This is a genomic window from Christiangramia sediminis (genome assembly GCF_020552705.1).
Taxonomy (GTDB): Bacteria; Bacteroidota; Bacteroidia; order Flavobacteriales; family Flavobacteriaceae; genus Christiangramia; species Christiangramia sediminis.
Window position 1 is genome coordinate 113,160 of record NZ_JAJBZG010000004.1, and the last position, 20,392, is coordinate 133,551.

A 20,392-nucleotide genomic window follows, 5' to 3' on the forward strand; every position below is an offset into this window, starting at 1 on the left:
ACCTACATTCTATAATTTTTTAACAGTTTCCCCCTATTTTTCCCACTAATTTAGAACAAACTTAACTACATGTTATTAAAATATAAAGCAGTGTCTGTTTAGCTTTGTTCCTGTGAAATGATTGATGTTGAATGAACAGATTAAAAATTGCCATGTTTAGAATTTTTGAAAATAAAACCAGGGAAGAACGGCTTTGTGAAAAGTATTCAAGGCTTATGCACCGGGCTTATAAAATTGCTCTTATAGATAAAGATAAAAGCGATCGGCTAAACTATAGAGCCAGAAAAATTATGGCTGAATTAAGAAGAATGAATTGCAGCCTGGTTGAAGTTAGGAGTGAAACTGCTTAAAATAATCCATAGCTTCTAAAAGCCGACTACCATACCAGCTAAAATACTCCCCATCTACAATTTGCACAGTTTCAGCAAACTCTAAAAATTTTGTTTTATGTTCCTCCTTAAACGGAAAGGGCTCCGAAGAAAGAAGAATTTTATCTATATTTTTTCTCTTTAATTCATCTAAATTAGTTTCAGGATATCTGTCCTCAGAAAAAACATTCTCAAACTTGTTAAGCTTAAGCATTTCATTTATAAAGGTCCCGTTTCCCACCACCATTAGCGGATCATTCCATATAAAATAAGCTACTTTCCTGTCACTTGAATTAACTACAAGTTCTTTCAGGCTTTCAGTTTTTTTCTGAATTGAACTAACCATTGTAGATGCCAATTCTTTACAATTAAAGATCTCTCCATACTCTTGCATCAAGTTGTAAGCATCTTCCAGGGTAGCAACATCAGAAACATGCACCGGTGCAATTTTCTCCAACTCTTCAACCATCTTCTTAGTATTCTCTTCTTTATTACAAAGAATAATATCTGGATTGAGCTCTTTAACCTTGCGCAGATTTACTTTTTTAGTACCGCCCACACTGGTCTTTATTTGTTTTAAGAATTCTGGATGAACACAATAATGGGTAATTCCAACAATAGAAGTTTCTAAGCCAAGATCTACTAGAAGTTCTGTTTGACTGGGTACCAGGGAAATTATTCTGTTCGGAGTCTTTTTCAGTTCAATTTTTCTACCTAACTGATCCTGAATCTGCATAAATATTAGATTATAGTTTCTCTAATTCCGTTGCCATTTGTCTTTGCATGGCTTCAGCTTTTGCTCCAGCGATTTCAGCAAAATTTGAAGAATCGGAGGCATAAATGATCTTTCGGGAAGAGTTTACTAATAGCCCCACATTTTTTGTCATTCCATATTTACAAACTTCTTCCAGGTTTCCTCCCTGGGCTCCAACACCCGGAACCAGTAAAAAGTTTTCAGGAATGATCTTTCTTATTTCAGCAAGATATTCCGCTTTGGTGGCCCCTACCACATACATAAGATTTTCGGAATTATTCCACTTCTGCGAAGTTTTGATCACCTTCTTATAAAGTTCTTCATCGTCCGTTTTTAGCGTCTGAAAATCAAAAGCACCTTCGTTGGAAGTCAGCGCCAGTAAGATCGTATGCTTATTGGTAAATTCCAGAAATGGCTCTACAGAATCCTTACCCATATAAGGCGCCACAGTAATAGAATCGAAACCAAGATCCTCAAAAAATGCTTTTGCATACATTCTTGAAGTATTCCCGATATCTCCACGTTTGGCATCGGCAATGGTATAAATCTCCGGATATTCGTGATGGAGATATTCTATAGTCTTTTTTAATGCCTTCCAGCCATCAACCCCCAGGGCTTCATAGAAAGCAATATTAGGTTTATAGGCCACACAGAATTCATGAGTGGCATCTATAATTGCCTTATTAAAACTGAATACAGGATTTTTTTCTGAAAGCAAATAGGTGGGCATCTTATCCAGATCTGCATCCAGACCTACACATAAGAAGGATTTCTTTTTAAATATCTGCTCAGTTAGTTCCTGTGTTGTCATGTTATCAGTTATCAGTTATCAGAAAATAAAAATTTCATCCTTCAGTAGAAAGTATTGTTTACAACTTCTCACTTCACTTTCCACTGAGTTAAAGGACATCTGAATTCTCTTTAAGTTTTGCGGTATTTTCAGCAAGCTGTAACTCATCAATGATCTTCTGAATATCACCATTAATGATATTAGAGAGGTCATAAAGCGTAAGATTAATTCTGTGATCGGTTACACGACTTTGCGCATAATTATAAGTCCTGATCTTCGCACTACGGTCACCACTGGAAACCATAGAGTTTCTCTTAGCCGCATCGGCCTCCATTTTTTTGGCAAGCTCCATTTCGTACAATCTAGAACGAAGTACCCGGAAAGCTTTTTCCTTATTCTTGTGCTGAGATTTTTGATCCTGACACTGCGCCACTAACCCGGTTGGTTCGTGAGTTAATCTTACAGCGGAATAGGTAGTATTCACCGACTGCCCCCCAGGACCAGATGAACAGAAGTAATCTATTCGAACATCTTTCGGATCTATTTGCACATCAAATTCCTCAGCTTCAGGCAAAACCATAACGGTTGCTGCTGAAGTATGAACTCTTCCCTGAGTTTCTGTTTGAGGAACACGCTGAACACGGTGTACACCGGCTTCAAATTTCATTGTTCCATATACATCTTCTCCAGAAACTTCAAAGATCATTTCTTTGAAACCTCCACTGGTTCCTTCACTAAAATCTACAATATTATGGCTCCAGCCCCGGCTTTCCACATATTTAGTGTACATACGGTAAAGATCTCCCGCAAAGATACTCGCTTCATCCCCGCCGGTACCGGCACGAATTTCCATAACGATATTCTTGGCATCTTCAGGATCTTTAGGAATAAGCATCATGCGTATCTTTTCCTCTAGCTCGGGAAGCTGGCCTTTGGCTTCGTCTAATTGAAGCTTGGCCATATCAGTCATTTCCGGATCGCTCCCGTCTGAAATGATTTCTTCAGCTTCCTGGATATTATCGGTAAGACTGATATATTTCTCACGTTCGTCCATTAAGGCACGAAGGTCTTTGTACTCTTTATTTAATTCAATATATCGCTTCTGGTCTGAAATTACATCCGGCTGAATAATCAAATCGTTCACCTCATCAAACCGCTGTTTTACGATATTAAGTCTCTCAATCATATATTACTACTGAATTTAGGATAGCAAATTTACGATAATTTGCCTGAATTTCAGAGAAAGCTTTAAAGGCTTTCTAATTCTACCACCGGCTCGTGGCTTCTGGAAAAAGAAGCAAATTTCACCAGTCCGGCAATTCCAAAAATATAGAAAAATCTGTCGGGAAAATAAAATTCAGAGAATTCCAGGTAATAGGCAATAAAAGAAGTAATATCTGAAAAGACGAGACACAGTGTAGCTGCTGTAAAAAAGAAGGAAATCCTATCAGAATAACGGTTACTATAAGAAATTGCCGCGATCACCATCATGATCATGGAGATCCCATACGCATAGAAAAGCAAATTTAAACCGGGATATACAAACTGCCCCGGCACCATATCTACCAGCATATATAACATCCCGAGGTTTAGAATAAAAACAACGATGAAAATAAATTTCTGAAAAAGATTGGTCTTAAGATTTTTAAGCTCAGGCACTACTACAAAAACAAGCAGAGTATAAGCAGAAATTCTCGTAAGGAAAGTAGCTGCATTTACAATTGAATACTCATAATAGAATAATAATAGATCAGAAATTAAGAAAAGGAAAAATACGCTCAACATTCTTTTACTATATGTTTTTTGCCAAAGTAAAATGAGGAGAAATATTCCCGTACTAATTAAGCGTGCCCATCGACTTAATTCCTGATCGTATTCAAAAATGATATAGCAATTTGCAACTAAAAGTACCAGCACAATAGCTGATAATAAGAACCTGGATGACATTATTATTTGATTGGTTGTAAAATATCTACGAAATTAACATACCTCTGGTTTTGAAAGTTATAAAATTCGGAGCTAAAAGATTACGAATTAGCTGAATCTGTAATAACTGGTTTTTGATAAGCACAAAACGCTAAAAGAAAAGCAATTCCAACAATGTTAACCAGTCTATCTAGATAGTAGAATTCTTCAAAGTCCAGATAGTATGCATTATAAAAGAAAATATCAGAAAGCACGAACCCGAAGCGATCATTAGAAAAAAAGCCTTTCTATCTGCATACCTGTTAAGATACGAAAGACTGGTAGCTACAAGAGCAAGGGAGATCATTCCCAGGAAATAGAATAGAAAAAGAAATACAGGACTTTGATCAATCTCTGGTAAAGATTCCGCCATTTCATGGATTAAATAAATATCTATAGAAATTATAAAAGCAGATATGGCAATTGTAAAAAAATTTAATTTTAAACTGGATAGCGAAGGCACTACAAATAAGATCAAATTTAAATAAGCAATTATCCTAACGGTGTATATTATTTTTTTCAGAAAAGGAATTTCATAATATACTAGCAGGCCATCAACAATTGCAAACAATAAAAATATTATTAGAAGACGATATTTCGAGAAGTATTTAAATAAATAGAGAAGCAGGAAAATAATGGTTGTTCCAAACCTAAACCACCTGTCTGTTGTATGATCTAAATAATAGATCGCCAGAAAATTAGCGATAATTAGAAAAATCATCAACGGGCTTAGCCAGAATTTCATTCTTTCAATTTTCAAAAAGACAATTTATTGTAATTTACCTTCAAGGTATATAATTCGATCTAATTATATTCAAAAGTCCCGTAAGTACTCTTGATAGTAAGCTTTTTACTTTTGGAAGCTTCTACCCTACCAATTATTTTTGCATCCACATTAAACGACTTAGAAATTTCAATAATTTCTGCAGCCGTATTTTCATCTACATATAGCTCCATACGGTGTCCCATATTAAACACTTGATACATTTCTTTCCAGTCAGTTTTACTTTCTTCTTGTATCAGTTTAAAAAGAGGAGGAGTTTCAAAAAGATCATCTTTGATAATATGATTCTCATCTATGAAATGGAGGATCTTCGTTTGTGCTCCACCACTGCAATGCACCATTCCGTTAATCTTATCATTTCCAATATCTTTCAGGATCTTTTTTATAACGGGAGCATAGGTTCTGGTTGGAGAAAGCACTAATTTCCCCGCATCCAACGGACTATCTTTTACGGAATCGGTAAGTTTTTTGGTGCCAGAATACACCAGGTCTTCAGGAATAGCATTATCGAAACTTTCAGGGAATTTTTCAACAAGAATTTTTGAAAATACATCGTGACGGGCAGATGTCAATCCGTTACTTCCCATACCGCCGTTATATTCCTTTTCATAAGAAGCCTGTCCCGAAGATGATAGACCTACGATCACATTCCCCGGTTTGATACTTGCATTATCAATAACCTTATTTTTAGGCATCCTGGCCGTAACTGTTGAATCTACAATGATCGTTCTCACAAGATCACCAACATCGGCAGTTTCTCCACCCGTAGAATGGATCTCCACCCCAAAATCTTTAAGTTCAGAGATCAGTTCTTCTGTTCCATTGATTATCGCTGAAATAACTTCACCGGGAATCAAATTCTTATTCCTGCCAATGGTGGAAGAAAGCAAAATATTATCTGTCGCACCCACGCAAAGCAGATCATCGATGTTCATTATTAAAGCATCCTGGGCAATCCCCTTCCAGACGGAAATATCACCGGTCTCTTTCCAGTACATATATGCTAGCGAAGATTTGGTTCCCGCACCATCGGCATGCATGATGAGGCAATGATCATCACTACCTGTTAAATAATCTGGCACGATCTTGCAAAAAGCCTTCGGAAAAAGACCTTTATCTACATTTTTAATAGCATTGTGTACATCTTCTTTTCCCGCGGAAACACCTCTTCCTGAATATCGCTTACTTACTTCTTTACTCATGACTTCTTGTTAAAGGCTTCAAAGATAATTAGTTTAAACAGTTCTGGTAAATATTCAGGTATTTTTAAATAAAAAAGCCACGCTTTTTGAGCGTGGCTTTTAGAAATATTCAGTATAACAGAAATTATCTAGTAAACAATAACTCTCTGTATTTTGTTAGTGGCCAAAGTTCATCGTCCACTAACAACTCCAGTTTATCACAATGATATCTTATTTCTTCAAAATAAGGTTTAATGTCATCACAATAAGCAAAAGCTTTTTTCTCTACATCTTCTATCTTATTAGCAACTTTTCTGGCTTCTATCATCGCATTCACATTAGAGTTAATGCTGGCAATATGTGCAGAAATACTTTCTATGATCTCTAATTGTTCTTTAGCATGTCTGGTATACTCATCTCCATAGATCGCTTTCAATCCGGTGACGTTCTTGATAAGAATATTCTGGTAACGAATTGCTGTTGGAATCACATGATTCCTGGCGATATCTCCAAGAATACGTCCTTCTATCTGGATTCTCATGGCATATTCCTCAAGTTCGATCTCATGACGAGCTTCGACCTCGGTTTTATTCATTACCTCCAGCTCTTTATATAAAGAAATCGTCTTCTTACTAACTTGAGCTTTTAATGCTTGCGGAGTGGTTCTGTTATTACTTAAGCCACGTTTTTTAGCTTCTTTTTCCCAGGCTTCTCCATAACCGTCACCTTCAAATCTAATCTTTTTGGATTTTTTGATGTATTCTCTAAGAACATTAAAGATAGCATCATCCTTCTTCATCTTCTTATCCTTGATAAGCTTATCTACCTCAACCTTAAAGTCCTTAAGTTGCTTGGCCACGATACTATTAAGTACCGTCATTGCATTTGCACAGTTAGCAAGCGAACCTACGGCACGGAATTCAAATTTATTCCCGGTAAAGGCAAAAGAAGAAGTACGGTTTCTATCGGTATTATCACGAAGAATTTCCGGTATCTTACCTACTACGTTTAACTTAAGATCTGTTTTCTCCTGCGGAGAAAGCTTTCCGTCAGTAACTTTTTCGAGTTCATCCAAGACCTTGGTTAATTGTGAACCAATAAATACCGAAATAATTGCAGGCGGAGCTTCATTTGCACCTAAACGATGGTCGTTAGAAGCACTGGCGATACATGCTCTCAATAATTCCTCATTATCATAAACTGCCTTGATGGTGTTGATAAAAAAGGTTAAAAACTGAAGGTTCTTCATTGGAGTTGAACCTGGAGAAAGCAGATTTGTACCCGTATCTGTTGCCAGAGACCAGTTATTATGTTTACCACTACCGTTAATTCCGGCAAATGGTTTCTCATGCATTAATACAGAAAGATTATGTCTCTCCCCAACTTTCTTCATAACATCCATAATAAGGGAGTTATGATCTACCGCAAGGTTTGCCTCTTCAAAGATCGGAGCCAGCTCAAACTGATTAGGGGCCACCTCGTTGTGACGTGTCTTAACTGGAATACCCAGTTTCATACATTCAATCTCAAGATCCATCATAAATGAAATTGCTCTTGATGGGATTGAACCAAAATAGTGATCATCTAACTGCTGACCCTTTGCCGGGGAATGCCCAAGCAGCGTTCTTCCGGTAAGAGTAATATCTGGTCTAGATGCAACCAGTGCCGAATCTATAAGAAAATATTCCTGCTCCCAACCTAAAGTAGCATTGACTTTCTTTACATTTTTATCAAAATATTTTACAACATTAGTAGCTGCATTATCAACTGCCTGAAGTGCTCTTAATAATGGAGTCTTATTATCCAGCGCTTCTCCTGTATAGGAAACAAAGATTGTTGGAATACAAAGCGTAGTTCCCCATATAAATGCTGGCGAAGTTGGATCCCATGCAGTATAACCACGCGCTTCAAAAGTATTTCTAATTCCGCCACTAGGAAAACTGGAAGCATCAGGCTCCTGCTGTACCAGCTGGCTACCCCCAAATTTTTCAATCGCAAGGCCTTCTGATAAAGGTTCAAAGAAAGAATCATGCTTTTCTGCGGTAGTTCCGGTTAGTGGTTGAAACCAGTGAGTATAATGAGTCACTCCTTTAGAAATTGCCCATTCTTTCATCCCTGTAGAGATATGATCGGCTACGTTACGGTCAATTTTCTTTCCCGTACGCATAGCTTCAGTCACATTTTCAAAAGCTTCTTTCGTTAGAAACTGTCTCATAACAGTTTCATTAAATACATTACTGGAGAATATCTCTGATCTTCTTGCAGGCTCAGTAATTTTAAGAGGCTTACGGTTTAAAGTTTCTTTTAAAGCTTGAAATCTTAAAGTTGACATATAAAATATTTAAGTTGCGTTTCTAATTGTAAAAACCGGTTAATCATAAGATTAGATCGATTGAAGTTGCGAATATAGGATTTATGCATCAAAAAAATAAAGATTTAATCCTTAAAAAATGATAAAATTTAATTTTTACCCCAAAAAAAGAAGGGTATCAATTAAAATTAACATGTTTTTAATTTTTGGTACCCTACAATTAATAGGGTTTAAGATTAAATTAATATTTTAAGTCGATTAATCTCGATTTGGACATACTTATCTAATAGAATAAATATCAGTATTTCTTCATTCCGACTTTATGAAGTTGAAGAGATTAAAAAAAGTTAAATGCTAACCAGATTTATAAATATTTAACCTGATTAGCTCACACACAAAAAAATCTTTTTTTAAGCCAGGGTAAGTACTATAAACGTGGAATAAGCTACCAGTAAAATAAATCCTTCTTTTCTACCCATTTCAGATCTCTTCGGAATTAAGAGCAGGGGCAACAGAATAAAAGCGATTCCCAGCATCCAGAACATATCATTGGTAAGAATTGCTGAGGATTGAATCGCGATAGGTTTTATAAGAGCAGTCAATCCCAAGACAGAGGCGATATTGAAAATATTGGAACCTATTAAATTTCCTAACGAAATTGCCTTCTCTTTTTTTATAGCTGCGATCAGGGAAGCCGCAAGCTCAGGAACGCTGGTACCCACCGCAATCACAGTTACTGAGACTACCCGCTCACTTATTCCCAGTTGAGTGGCTAGATCTACCGCTCCTTTTACTAATAATTCTGAACCTCCCCAAAGAGCCAGGATCCCGATTATTAGCCAGATAGTCATTTTAAAACCTCTAACATCTCGTAAGGATTCATCGACCTCTTCCACCACCACTTTATCCTTTTTCCGGGATCGTTTTATAAGTATGAATAAATAAACGATCAATCCCACCAACAAAGCTCCTCCTTCTATTCTTGACAATTCATTATTGCTCATAAGTAGGAAATACAGCACGATAGAAAAAATCATCATTACCGGCCAGTTCAAACGGTAAAAATCACGGTCTACCATCAATGGCGACACCATTGCTGTTAAGCCCAAAACCATCCCAATATTTGCGATATTAGAACCTATAACATTTCCCAGAGAGATATCAGAGAAACCGTCAATTGCCGCTTGAAGACTCACTAAAAGTTCTGGAGCAGAAGTAGCAAATGAAACTACTGTAAGCCCAATGACCATTCGGGATATATTTAGTTTAAGGGAAAGCGCTACAGAAGACCTTACCAGGAATTCCCCTCCTATTACCAATAATACAAAACCGATTAGTAGAAATACAATACTCATAAAACAACTTTTTGCGAAGATAAGATTAAACTTAGTTCTTCCGAATAGGAAAGCAAATTTGAATTAACTATAATTGTAGTTATAGAATATTCATTATGCTTATAAGAATAAAATTTATAGTTTTTACAGGACTGATCTGCCTATCATCTATCTCTTCGTTCTCCCAGGTGAAAATTTCAGGCAGGGTCTTTAATGCAAAAGATTCATCAGCAATTTACGGGGCATCCATTTATCTAGATGGCACCAGTATTGGAACTGCGACAAACAATTCAGGGAAGTTTGACCTAAACATGAATAAAGACTTTCAGGCAACCATGATCATAAGCTCTATGGGTTATGAACAGATAAAACTCACCGATCCATCTAAGTTTAGTGGAAAACTTTTGAAGGTTTATCTTCGAGAAAAACAGGAAAGTTTAGAGACGGTATTTTTAGAAGCTGACCCATGGTCCCGGGAAAAAAAATTAAAAATTTTTAAAGAACAGTTTATTGGAATGGGAAAGACTGCTAAAAACTGCAAAATATTAAATGAAGATGAAATAATTTTACGCTACAGCCCTTCAAAAAATACGCTTCTTGCTTCCTCAGAAAATAAATTGGTAATAGAGAACAACAACCTGGGCTATAAAATAAACTATACTTTAGTTGATTTCAATGTACAGTTTAAACCAGATGAAAATGAAAGTTCATCGCCTGTCTCCATTTATTATTCGGGTACTAGTTATTTTGAAAATCTAACTGATAAAATTCCTAAAAGAATTTTAAGAAAACGTAAGCAGGCTTACTTGGGATCTTCCTTACATTTTATGCGTTCTATAAATAAGAAATCTTTAGACAAGCAAAAATTCGATTTATATAAAGGCCATAATACTGTTTCCCAGGAAAATATTTTACGTTTAGATGTTTTAAAAAATTATACTCACGCTAAACCCCTGGTAAAATCCATTAGAATTAGATATGATCAAAATCATTGGAGTACCATGAATTTTGAAGATGATTTTATCATAGATACTTACGGAAATTTCTCTCCCCCAAATTCCATTACGTTTAGTGGCGAAATGTCTCAATCTAGAATATCGCAAATGGTACCCTTAAATTATCAGCTTAAATAATAAACTAGTATTTTAGTTTTGTAACTATTTTTTTCGTTATATTTGAAGAAATAAGAAATACACCGAAATTCAATGGAGAAATTAACTAATAAAGAGGAAGAGATCATGAGAGTTCTCTGGGATCTTGAAAAAGCATTTGTTAAAGAGGTTCTGCCAGAATTAAAAGATCAGAAACTTCATTACAATACGGTATCTACCATTATAAGAAACCTGGAAGAAAAAGGCTATGTTTCTCATAAAGCTTATGGAAAAACACATCAATATTTTCCGGTGATTTCCAAGGAGAAATACCGAAAGCAGTTTATGAATATGGCCACTAAGCGCTTTTTTGACAACTCTTTTAAAAATGTGGTTTCCTATTTTGCAAAAGAAGAAAAGATTAGCGCAGAAGAATTACGGGAGATCCTGGATATTATTGAAAATAAAAAGAAATAATGGAAAGTTTTATAATATATCTTCTCAAAGCCTCTGCCCTGTTGGGAATTTTCTATCTAAGTTATTTTCTCCTCCTTAAAAAGGAAACCTCTTTTAATCTTAATAGAAAATATTTGCTTCTCGGGATAATCACGGCGGGAATATTTCCGGCAATCTATTTTACCAAAAAAGTATATGTAGAAGCCAGTTCTCAACCTTACAGTTTTACTGTAAATAGCTCAGAAATATCTTCAGTTCCAGTTGAAACACCTATTGACTGGTGGCAAATTGCAGGCATAGTTTATTTAATCCTAACCGGTTTTTTTCTGCTTAGGTTTAGCCTTCAGTTAATCTCTGTTTTCAGGATTCTGTATTCATATAAAACTCAGAATATCTCAGGTTTGAAATATTTGAAAACTGAAAATGATCATTTACCCTTTTCCTTTTTTAATTATATAGTTTATAACCCAAAAATACATTCTGAAAAAGATCTGGAGCTTATTCTAGAACACGAAAAAATACATGCGAGACAGTTGCATTCAGCAGATATCCTCCTGGTAAATCTGGTGAGCTGTATTTTATGGTTCAATCCTTTCGCATGGCTTTATAAAAAATCTGTAGAACAGAACCTGGAATTTATAGCAGATCGGGAAACTGTAAGTACAAATGCAGAAATTAAAGAATACCAGCGCGCACTGGTAAAAGTTTCCATCGCCGATCATAGACCGGCACTTACTAATCATTTTTATCAATCATTTATCAAAAAACGAATTCTTATGTTAAACAAAAAATCATCCACCCATAGCCCCGCTTGGAAATTAAGCCTATTAATGCCTGTGCTGCTAGCTTTTATGCTCCTATTTAATGTGAAGACTGAAGCTCAGGAAATTCCACAAAAAGAATCAGAGGCTGAGGTTAAAAATGAAGAGAAATCTGAACAGGGATATAAAGTCGTAGAAGTTACCAATGATGAGGAACCGCAGGAAGTTCATGTTGTTAAGGCTAAAAAGAAAAATGCGCAGGATATTATAGGTAATAATCCTTTATATGTGGTTAATGGCAAGGAGTACAAATCTTCCCGACTGGAAAAGAAATTTATAGCAATAAATTCTGGAGTAGATTTTATGTCTCCTGCTGAAGCCACGCAAAAGTACGGCAGCAAAGGAGAGAATGGTGTAGTTATTATCCCTAATGGGGTTATTTTCAAGAATTTTAATAAGAGGCTGAATGAGGTTCAAAAGCTTTCTACAGAATTCAAGGGAAGATATCTTACTGTAGGTGAAAATGGTAAACCCCGCACGATTGAAATAAGATCAGGTATAGACTCTAATGAAGCAATTATCCATCCACGCTATTTGGTAACTAGAAAAATTAAAGGTGAAGGTTTCAGGAAAAAGAGCGATCATGAAATTATAAAAGCTCAACCTCGCAATGTTAAAGTAAAAGTTACAGGAACTGGATATTCTACAGATGATCCTGAAGAACTTAAGAATTTAACTAGTGACCACACAGTTGCTTTTCAGTCAGTTAAAATAAATTCTAATCATACGGGAAGTTTATCTAATTCCAATAATACTATAGAGGGTGATCAAATGTTTATACAACAATCCAATCCTTTATACGTCTTAAATGGAGAGGTTCAGAAGAGCGATTTCAAGAAGGACAAAATCGATCCTAAAAGCATCAAAAAAATTAATGTCCTAAAAGGAACATCTGCAACCGATAAATACGGAGAAGCTGCTTCTGATGGTGTGATAGAAATTTATACTAAAAAATTTGAAGGTGACACTGCTCATCCTGTTAAAACCGATTTCTATGTTCTTCACAAAAACTCCAATGAAGAAAATATTGAAAATTTGAAAAAAATGATCAAATCTGGCGCAGACATTGAAACTGAATTTACAGATATCAAGAGAAATTCGGAAGGTGATATAACTGCTGTTAGTATTAAGGCAAAAACAAAAGACGGTAAAATGGCCAGTGCAAGTTTTCAGAATTCTGAAGGAATACCACTTGTGATTATTGGACTTTCAAAGGATAATAAACTCGTAGTATCAAGCAATTACGAAAATTACTAAAAAATATTATTTTATAACTAAAAGCCGCTATTGTAGCGGCTTTTGTTTTTTATATAACAAACTGACGTCTAAATATTTAATATATTTGAGACAAATCAGCCAAAAATGAAAAAAAAGATCTTTAAAGCGATTGCTAAACTCAACAAGAAAATATTACCGAGTTACTCCAAAAAAGGATTAGAGTTGCAAAAGGCTTCAAAGGTTCAAATGGCGATTATCGGATGGAAATTATGGGTCACTAAGAATTCGCTGGATTAAGAATATTTAATCAGGGACGAAACTTCATAATTGTTCAATTTATCTGCTCCCTTCAGAAACTCAAGTTCTACCAGGAAATTACATTGAACTATTTCTCCACCACATTTTTCAATAAGCCTACAGGTAGCTGCAGCCGTTCCTCCGGTAGCAAGCACGTCGTCATGTAGCAAGACCTTCTCTCCTTCCTTTATCGCATCCTTATGGATCTCCAGAGTATCACTACCATATTCCAGATCATAATTTTCAGTATATATACTGTATGGTAATTTCCCGGGTTTTCTAACCGGAATAAATCCGGCTTTTAACTTATCTGCCAGTAATGTCGCGAAGAAAAAACCTCGGGATTCGATCCCTACTACTTTATCTATATTTCCATGAGGAAGATTATTTATAAAAAGTTTTACTGCCAGCTGCATTGCATTATGATCCAATAACAGCGGAGTAATATCTTTATAACTCACTCCTTTTTTTGGAAAATCGGGAATATCCCGAATGTAAGATTTTAAATTCATCTAAAAATTTTAAACGCTCACTGCTTTATTAAGGTAATTTCGGAAAGGTAGCATTTCCTTATAAATATGGATAAGCTTCTGCTGAAAATCATCTTCCAGAATTTCCTTTTGAGTGAGAGAATGCATTACCGCAAAAGTCTTATTTCTTAAAAGATCTATATGTTTATGATCTTTAGAAAAACCTTTGGGTGCGGTTTTAAGTTTTTCCTCTTCCATGAGTCCGCCAAAGCTTTCTTTAAAAGATCTTTTATTCAGGATCTTTTTAAATTCTTCCCCATTATAATCTATTGCAGCTCGTATGCTATCTAGCATTTCTTTTTTAGGCCTGTATAATCCACCGGTTACAAAACTTTCATTTATACCAATATGAATATAAAAATCTCCCTTGCCCTTTTCTTTATCCAGTCCCGCTCCAAAATGATCCTTATAGACCGGTTTATTGGGGTGAAAAAGTAAATTATTATTTATTCTATTTATAGCCTGCTTCCCGGTGGTTGGGGAATAACCTGGATCTATTGCGGCTAATTTTATATCCAATTCATTTAACCATTGAATATAAAAATCACGTACTTCATGATATTCCTGCCTGTGCTCATCCATCCATTCCTTATGATTATTCTTATCGAGTTCTCGCAGAAATTGGAACATTTTTTTAAAACTCATTTTTTTATTTTAAAGATATTAAACTGAATAGGAATTAAGAATTTCTGGAACTTCAAAGAAAATCTATTCGGAAATATTTAACTCCCAAAGTCTGAAAACCAACCTATTCCATTCATTTTAAATGTAATAGCGTTAATCTTTAACTACTCATTCAGCTATATTTAGTATCTAAAATCAGCCGATTATGAAATATCAAAAACTGGGAGAGGACCTGGAGATTCCTGTGAGTAATGGATTTCCTCTGAGGAAAAAGGAAGATATCAAATTCAACTATTATCTCTCAAGTAGAATAAATGGCAATTTGATAGACCTGGATATCACATCAAAATTATTTGATAATGATAAAATGTATATTAGAAAATCCTGCTACCGGGTGAACCTGGGAGAAATGGAAAATTGTGTAAAGGCCAACACCATAGATCATATGCTGAGTCTTGGGCTTCAAGAATGTAATCTTCCTGCCTCACTGAAAAATACTAACATTAAAAATACCAATCTAATCTTATCGAATAAAGGCGCTTTTAGTGATTAGCTTTTACCATTCGGTAAAAAAACCTGCTTTAAACGGCAGGTTTTTTTTTGACTCAAAATGATTGTAGTATAATTCAACTAATTCAATTGAGTCTTCTCTCTTTTCTATAGCTTAATTCGATAACTAAAAAATGAATCTTATTTTATATAATTCCTGATATTGAATATTTCAGTTCATTTATATAGAGGCTTTTTTTATCTTTAGATAGATTATTATCAGTCTCATATGCATAACTGGGCACTTAAAATAGATAGGATTACAGAGAAATTTTTGAATTCCTATAGTCCTCTTAGTCAGGAGGAACTCAACTGGAAACCAAACGCTGAAACATGGAGTATTGCAGAGAACATAGATCATCTTATTGTTCTAAATGAATCTTATTATCCTGCTTTTGAAAGTCTGCGGAAAGGAAATTACAAATTACCCTTTGTCGCGAGATTTGGTTTTGTAGTAACATTTTTCGGGAATTTGATTCTTAAATCTGTTCAGCCCGATCGCAAAAAGAAAATGAAGACTTTTAAAATCTGGGAGCCTTCTAAAAGTAGCTTTACCAAAAATATTTTAAACAGGTTTGAAGAACATCAACAAAGATTAAAAGAAGAAATATTAAAAGTTCAGGATCATATTAAGCAAAATGCGATCATATCTTCCCCGGTAAACAAAAATATAGTTTACAAGCTGGAAACAGCTTTAAATATTTTAATAACCCATGAAGAGCGGCATTATGAACAGGCCAACGAAATTTATAATATGATAAAACCACAGAAAGTAAAGGTCCAGAATTAAAACAAAATTTCAAATTGGCGTAATTAACTACTGAATTTTAGATGAATCCGCGTTCTTTAGCCTGAAATACTAAATCTCTATCAGACCCACTTTCTACTTCAAACACAAGTTTTAGATTGCGCTTTCTACGTTCAATCCCGGCTTTGGAAAGTGGTAAAATATTTGGAAGTTCTTTCATTTTTGTACCAATAGAAATCTCATACAACAGTCGCCGGTCTGTATTATCAAGAAGTGCTTCATCACTAATTTGCTTCCGCAACATTTTAAGCACGGTTTTACTGTAAAATGGAGGCTCTGAAAGAAGGACTTTTATGGCGCAAACCAATTCTGCCGGGGTTAGATCATTTTTCACCAGAAACCCGTCTGGATCTATATTTTTCAAAATACTATGAATTCGATAATTGTCATTAAAAGTAGTGGCAATAACGAGCTTCTTTTTGGGATATTTTTTTCTTATTATGATACCTAAATCTTCTCCTGAGAGTATTTTAAGATGCTTGCCCTTTGGAAGTCTAATGTCTAAAAAGATAATATCAATTTTATCAAAAGTAGCTGAATCTTCAATGATATCATATGCTTCATCAATGCTTGTCGCAAATAGTATATCTAATTCAAAATCAGATTCATTAAACACTTCTTCCAGAGCCTGCTGGTAGGCACTGGCAATAAGTGGATGATCATCTATTATTAATACTTTAAATTGTTTCATCATTCAAAACTGGTATTTTAAAAATAAAGGTTGTCCCCAATTTAGATGATTTTAAATTCATATCACCTCCCAATTTATTTATTCGAAATTTCATACTACTCAAACCAATACCCTTATTTTTTTTATTCACATCAAATCCCTGCCCATCATCCTTAATGCTCAGATATAAAAAATTTTGATCTGAATGAAATTTAATAGAGACTCTTAACGCATTTGAATGCTTTATCGCATTTTGTAAACATTCCTGCACTAATCGATATAAGTTAATTTTAATATCATTGGATATCTGATCAAAATCGAAGCTTTCTTCAAAATGATAAGTAAATGAAATATTTGAAATTTCATTTTTTTCTCTGATCAATTGATCTATCAAATTGTGAAAACTCTCTGAAGAATCTGAAATATCTGTAGATAGATTATGACTAATGTTTCTAATCTCCTTTTCAATATTCTGAAGTTCCAGTAAATAATTATCCAGCTTTTTCGAATCAGGATTTAGAAAACCAAGTCCCATGCGGGTTCCAAATAATCTCCCTAAAATACCATCGTGAAGGTCTCCAGAAATTCGCTTTCTTTCCTCCTGCCGGCCTTCTTCCAGTTTAGTCTGCTGATTAAGTAATAGATTATAAATCTTCTCATTAGATTCCTGTTGCTCTTTTTGCATCCTCAACTCTCTGAACTTGTTATATTGTTCTCTGTAGTAATACAATAGAACCAATCCACAAGTGGTAATAACGGCAGTGATAGAGATCCAGAATTTCTGCTGACTAAGTAATTGTGTTTTTTCTCTATACTGATCAGTTTCAAAACGTATACGTGCAAATTTGTTTCTAATTGCTCTTTCTTCTTTTAATAAACTATCATTAATTTGAATAAAGTCTTTTAAATAATTTGCCGAATTAACCCTATCTATTTCTGCTAATTTTTTTAGAGATTTCAATTTATACTTAGCACTGTTTATTGAATCTGCTAAATATTTGGCTTCCTGAAGAATCTGTAATGCCTTTACAGTATCCCTGGATTTACTAAAAAAACTTGCCTGGTGTAATTTACTGGTAATAATTCCAGTTTCATGATTTAAACTATCCCTCAGTCTCAAAGAATATTCTGAAGTTTCAAAAAAATCACCATGATTCCCTAGTTGAAATTTGGTGTAAGAAATATTATCTAAAATTATAGCAAATAATTGAACATCAATCTCTTTAAGATTTTCAACCTTTATAGCTTTCTCATATTGAGTTAAGGCGTTTTCTAAACTATCCATGGCTTGGTAAACGAAGCCATAATTATTTAAAGTTTGGGCTATTAATTTTTTACCCTTTATAGAGTATGCAATTTCTAAAGCTTTTTCATGATATTCTAAGGCCTGATCATAGTTTTCTAAACCATTTGCAACTACTGCTAAATTATTATAAGCTCTATAAATTTGCTTTCTATCATCTGGTGGTAAAATTTTAAGTGATTCCACAGTAGTTATTTCACTACCTAAATAATCCTTGACTTTTTCCTGGGATATGGCCATATTTAAAAGCATTCTTCCGGCATAGGCATTTTCCTCTTCAAGCCTATATAATTTATAGGCTTTATAATAGTTGAGATACGCACTATCCAGAATATTCTTTTTTGTAAAGAAATAACCTAAATCCCAATAGGAATCAGCTTCTATTTTTCTGAAATCTAATTGCCTGGAGATAAGCTTAGCTCTATAATTTGAAAATCGAAATTTACTTGAGTCATCTTCTAATAGATAATTAAGAGATAATTTTTGAAGTAATTGCAATTGAAGAGAATCCTGCTTGATATTATTCAGGATACTATCAATTTCAGCTGAATCCAAATTATTTTGAGTAATAACCGACTTTAAAGAATCTATATCCTGAATTGACTGTCCTTCTAAAGTTCTCTTTTTTGAACAGGAAGAAATTAAAAATATTAGAAGGAGAAAAATTACTCTAGTTTTAATAGGATCAAAAATTTTATGTAGCTAAAATAAAAAACCCTGGAAAACCAGGGTATAAAATAATTTATTTAAGGATCTATTAATCTTCCCCTCTATGATCTTCATCATTTTGCTCACTTCCTGTACCTACCGGATCAATATCTGTTGATATATTTGTAGTTTGATCCTCTCCAGGAAGAGCCTCCGGCTCACATGACACGAAGGCGACACTACATACAAAAAGGGCTAAAAAAATTCTCGATTTAGTTATCATACATGTTTTTTTAAATTAATTCTTCTTACAAAGCCTTCCAAATTTACAACCTACTAGCTTACTAGACTATGCAAAAGGCTTACAAAATGTAAGCTAAAAAGACACGCCCACAATATTTAATGACAAGCATTAATTGATTAAGAGTGACTATAGAAGGATTCGACCTTCTTTTTATGAAGAAATAATAACGAAAACTATTAAAAGTTAATCAAACACCCCAGGATTTAGACTTACTTATTGTAAGGTGAAAGTTTAGTCAAACAGCTAATCACTTTCTAGTTTTGGGATCATTAATAACCCTAAACTATTATATTATGATTAAACGATTATTATTTTTATCAGTGATTGCTACTTCTTTAAGTATCACTTCCTGTCAAAAAGATGAAGCTGGCAACGAGACTCCTACCGAAAATGATGTTGCAGTAAAAACTGACCAGGAATTAGTAGTAACTGATGCCGTTAGAGAAAAAGTAAAAGAACTTAACTTTAACTCTAAACATATTGAAGTAATTACCCAAAAGAACCTGGATGGTGAAACTGAATCTGTTTTCCAGATTGAAGGCGATATAATAATGAGTCCTGAAACTCTTAAGGAAATGCAGCCTGGTGATATTACCAATAAGCAGTACCGCACATATAATCTTGTAAGTAGCCCCAGAACAATAAATGTGATTGGTTATACCGGTGGATATGGCCAGGGATTAACTTCTAAACAAAGATCTGCCCTTCAACGTGCTATCAATAATTACAATGCACTGAATATTGGACTGAATTTCAATTTAACTTTCGGAACAAATTACCAGTCTTATGATATCGTAGTATATCAAACTCAAAATGGGAATGCTGGTGGTGTTGCAGGTTTCCCAAGCAATGGTGATCCTTATCAATTTATCCAGATATTCGATGGAATGGAAAATTACAGTACAGCAACCAATGAGCATGTAATGACTCACGAAATAGGACACACCTTAGGATTGCGTCACACAGACTGGTTTAGCCGTCAAAGCTGTGGACAAAGCGGAGAAAGCGCTAATCCTGATGGAGCAGTACATATTCCAGGTACCCCAACTGGATATGATTCAGGTTCATTGATGTTAGCTTGTTTTAGCGCTTCTGAATCTGGAAATTTTGGATACTATGATGAAGTTGCATTAGAGTATCTATACTAATTTCTCGTAAGGGATTTTTAGAAAACCAAACGGAAAAGGGATGTCATTTTTGGCATCCTTTTTTTATTGTATGATCAAATAAACCTCCTATTTCCAGATCTAGCCCTGGTAAGATTTATCTGGAATTGATTTCTATAATTGTTCAATTTCAGAAGAATAAAAAATTTGCAGGTCTGTAAGCAATCCTAGTAAATGGAATGATTTTTCGGTAAAAAGTAGCTTTATAACTGCCTTATGATTTAAAGGATAACTGGCTATTTTTAAAACATATCCCGTCTACTCTTAAAATTTTACTAAATAATTGGCTTTTGTTTAACGACAAGACTACATTGCAGGTTGGGTACACGAGCTTTAACCAAATCTAAAATTTTATCATAATACATTGATATTTAATTACTTGTGCATTTTACATTAATAAGAGGCCCCCGAATTATTTAA

The 20,392-nt window shown here is 34.5% G+C and carries 21 protein-coding genes; 8 read left to right on the forward strand and 13 right to left on the reverse strand.

The genetic code is table 11. The annotated features are described in order from the left end of the window. Positions 1–131: 131 nt before the first annotated feature. The gene (locus LGQ90_RS09005; RefSeq protein WP_229340299.1) at positions 132–350 is read left to right on the forward strand and encodes a Lacal_2735 family protein; all 219 of its coding nucleotides are present in this window, start codon (positions 132–134) and stop codon (positions 348–350) included. On the opposite strand, the gene LGQ90_RS09010 is transcribed toward LGQ90_RS09005, so the two are convergent. From LGQ90_RS09010 to LGQ90_RS09045, 8 genes are all read right to left on the reverse strand, one after another. After that, complete coding sequence (locus LGQ90_RS09010) at positions 331–1,104, reverse strand: ABC transporter substrate-binding protein (RefSeq protein ID WP_229340301.1); 774 nt, start codon at positions 1,102–1,104, stop codon at positions 331–333. The two genes, LGQ90_RS09005 and LGQ90_RS09010, sit on opposite strands and share 20 nt — an antisense overlap. A gap of 10 nt (positions 1,105–1,114) precedes the next feature. Next, positions 1,115–1,933: an orotidine-5'-phosphate decarboxylase gene (gene pyrF / locus LGQ90_RS09015; RefSeq protein ID WP_229340303.1), complete on the reverse strand. Its 819-nt coding sequence runs from the start codon at positions 1,931–1,933 to the stop codon at positions 1,115–1,117. 88 nt (positions 1,934–2,021) lie between these two features. Further along, positions 2,022–3,098: a peptide chain release factor 1 gene (gene prfA / locus LGQ90_RS09020; RefSeq protein WP_229340305.1), complete on the reverse strand. Its 1,077-nt coding sequence runs from the start codon at positions 3,096–3,098 to the stop codon at positions 2,022–2,024. 62 nt (positions 3,099–3,160) lie between these two features. Then, positions 3,161–3,859, reverse strand: coding sequence for a hypothetical protein (locus LGQ90_RS09025; protein WP_229340307.1), 699 nt, complete (start codon positions 3,857–3,859; stop codon positions 3,161–3,163). 169 nt (positions 3,860–4,028) lie between these two features. After that, a complete protein-coding gene (locus LGQ90_RS09030; RefSeq protein WP_229340310.1) occupies positions 4,029–4,622 on the reverse strand; it encodes a hypothetical protein in 594 nt (197 codons plus the stop codon). Positions 4,623–4,681: 59 nt separating this feature from the next. Then, positions 4,682–5,863: an AIR synthase related protein gene (locus LGQ90_RS09035; protein ID WP_229340312.1), complete on the reverse strand. Its 1,182-nt coding sequence runs from the start codon at positions 5,861–5,863 to the stop codon at positions 4,682–4,684. Positions 5,864–5,987: 124 nt separating this feature from the next. Beyond that, positions 5,988–8,174: a glutamine synthetase III family protein gene (locus LGQ90_RS09040; protein ID WP_229340314.1), complete on the reverse strand. Its 2,187-nt coding sequence runs from the start codon at positions 8,172–8,174 to the stop codon at positions 5,988–5,990. Between the two features lie 389 nt (positions 8,175–8,563). Next, positions 8,564–9,508, reverse strand: coding sequence for a calcium/sodium antiporter (locus tag LGQ90_RS09045; protein WP_229340316.1), 945 nt, complete (start codon positions 9,506–9,508; stop codon positions 8,564–8,566). Positions 9,509–9,603: 95 nt separating this feature from the next. Between LGQ90_RS09045 and LGQ90_RS09050 the strand changes: the two genes are divergently transcribed. The 4 genes from LGQ90_RS09050 to LGQ90_RS09065 all read left to right on the forward strand — a co-directional run bounded on the left by LGQ90_RS09050 (position 9,604) and on the right by LGQ90_RS09065 (position 13,370). After that, positions 9,604–10,620 carry a carboxypeptidase-like regulatory domain-containing protein gene (locus LGQ90_RS09050; RefSeq protein WP_229340318.1) on the forward strand — a complete coding sequence of 339 codons (1,017 nt, stop codon included), beginning with the start codon at positions 9,604–9,606 and terminating at the stop codon, positions 10,618–10,620. 72 nt (positions 10,621–10,692) lie between these two features. Then, entirely contained in the window at positions 10,693–11,055 is a 363-nt protein-coding gene (locus LGQ90_RS09055; RefSeq protein ID WP_229340320.1) for a BlaI/MecI/CopY family transcriptional regulator, read from the forward strand. After that, positions 11,055–13,112, forward strand: a complete 2,058-nt coding sequence (locus LGQ90_RS09060; RefSeq protein WP_229340322.1) for a M56 family metallopeptidase — start codon at positions 11,055–11,057, stop codon at positions 13,110–13,112. The genes LGQ90_RS09055 and LGQ90_RS09060 overlap by 1 nt, the downstream gene beginning before the upstream one ends. Before the next feature lie 105 nt (positions 13,113–13,217). Then, positions 13,218–13,370: an SsrA-binding protein gene (locus LGQ90_RS09065; RefSeq protein ID WP_229340324.1), complete on the forward strand. Its 153-nt coding sequence runs from the start codon at positions 13,218–13,220 to the stop codon at positions 13,368–13,370. Here LGQ90_RS09065 and LGQ90_RS09070 read toward each other — a convergent pair. Together LGQ90_RS09070 and LGQ90_RS09075 are read right to left on the reverse strand one after the other, a co-directional pair. After that, a complete protein-coding gene (locus LGQ90_RS09070) occupies positions 13,367–13,882 on the reverse strand; it encodes an adenine phosphoribosyltransferase (RefSeq protein WP_229340327.1) in 516 nt (171 codons plus the stop codon). The genes LGQ90_RS09065 and LGQ90_RS09070 overlap by 4 nt on opposite strands. 9 nt (positions 13,883–13,891) lie before the next feature. After that, on the reverse strand, positions 13,892–14,545 hold the full coding sequence (locus tag LGQ90_RS09075) for a DUF2461 domain-containing protein (RefSeq protein WP_229340329.1): 654 nt from the start codon (positions 14,543–14,545) through the stop codon (positions 13,892–13,894). 184 nt (positions 14,546–14,729) lie between these two features. On the opposite strand from LGQ90_RS09075, the gene LGQ90_RS09080 reads away from it, so the two are divergent. Beyond that, entirely contained in the window at positions 14,730–15,077 is a 348-nt protein-coding gene (locus LGQ90_RS09080; RefSeq protein ID WP_229340331.1) for a hypothetical protein, read from the forward strand. A 225-nt stretch (positions 15,078–15,302) separates the two neighbouring features. Then, positions 15,303–15,863, forward strand: coding sequence for a DinB family protein (locus tag LGQ90_RS09085; RefSeq protein WP_229340333.1), 561 nt, complete (start codon positions 15,303–15,305; stop codon positions 15,861–15,863). 37 nt (positions 15,864–15,900) lie between these two features. On the opposite strand, the gene LGQ90_RS09090 is transcribed toward LGQ90_RS09085, so the two are convergent. The 3 genes from LGQ90_RS09090 to LGQ90_RS09100 form a co-directional block, all read right to left on the reverse strand. After that, a complete protein-coding gene (locus LGQ90_RS09090) occupies positions 15,901–16,575 on the reverse strand; it encodes a response regulator (protein ID WP_229340335.1) in 675 nt (224 codons plus the stop codon). Continuing rightward, entirely contained in the window at positions 16,559–18,409 is a 1,851-nt protein-coding gene (locus tag LGQ90_RS09095) for an ATP-binding protein (protein ID WP_229340337.1), read from the reverse strand. The genes LGQ90_RS09090 and LGQ90_RS09095 overlap by 17 nt, the downstream gene beginning before the upstream one ends. Before the next feature lie 202 nt (positions 18,410–18,611). Next, a complete protein-coding gene (locus LGQ90_RS09100; protein ID WP_229340339.1) occupies positions 18,612–18,785 on the reverse strand; it encodes a hypothetical protein in 174 nt (57 codons plus the stop codon). Positions 18,786–19,099: 314 nt separating this feature from the next. Here LGQ90_RS09100 and LGQ90_RS09105 point away from each other — a divergent pair, with 314 nt between their 5' ends. Then, positions 19,100–19,954: a M57 family metalloprotease gene (locus LGQ90_RS09105; protein WP_229340341.1), complete on the forward strand. Its 855-nt coding sequence runs from the start codon at positions 19,100–19,102 to the stop codon at positions 19,952–19,954. The last annotated feature ends 438 nt before the right edge of the window (positions 19,955–20,392 follow it).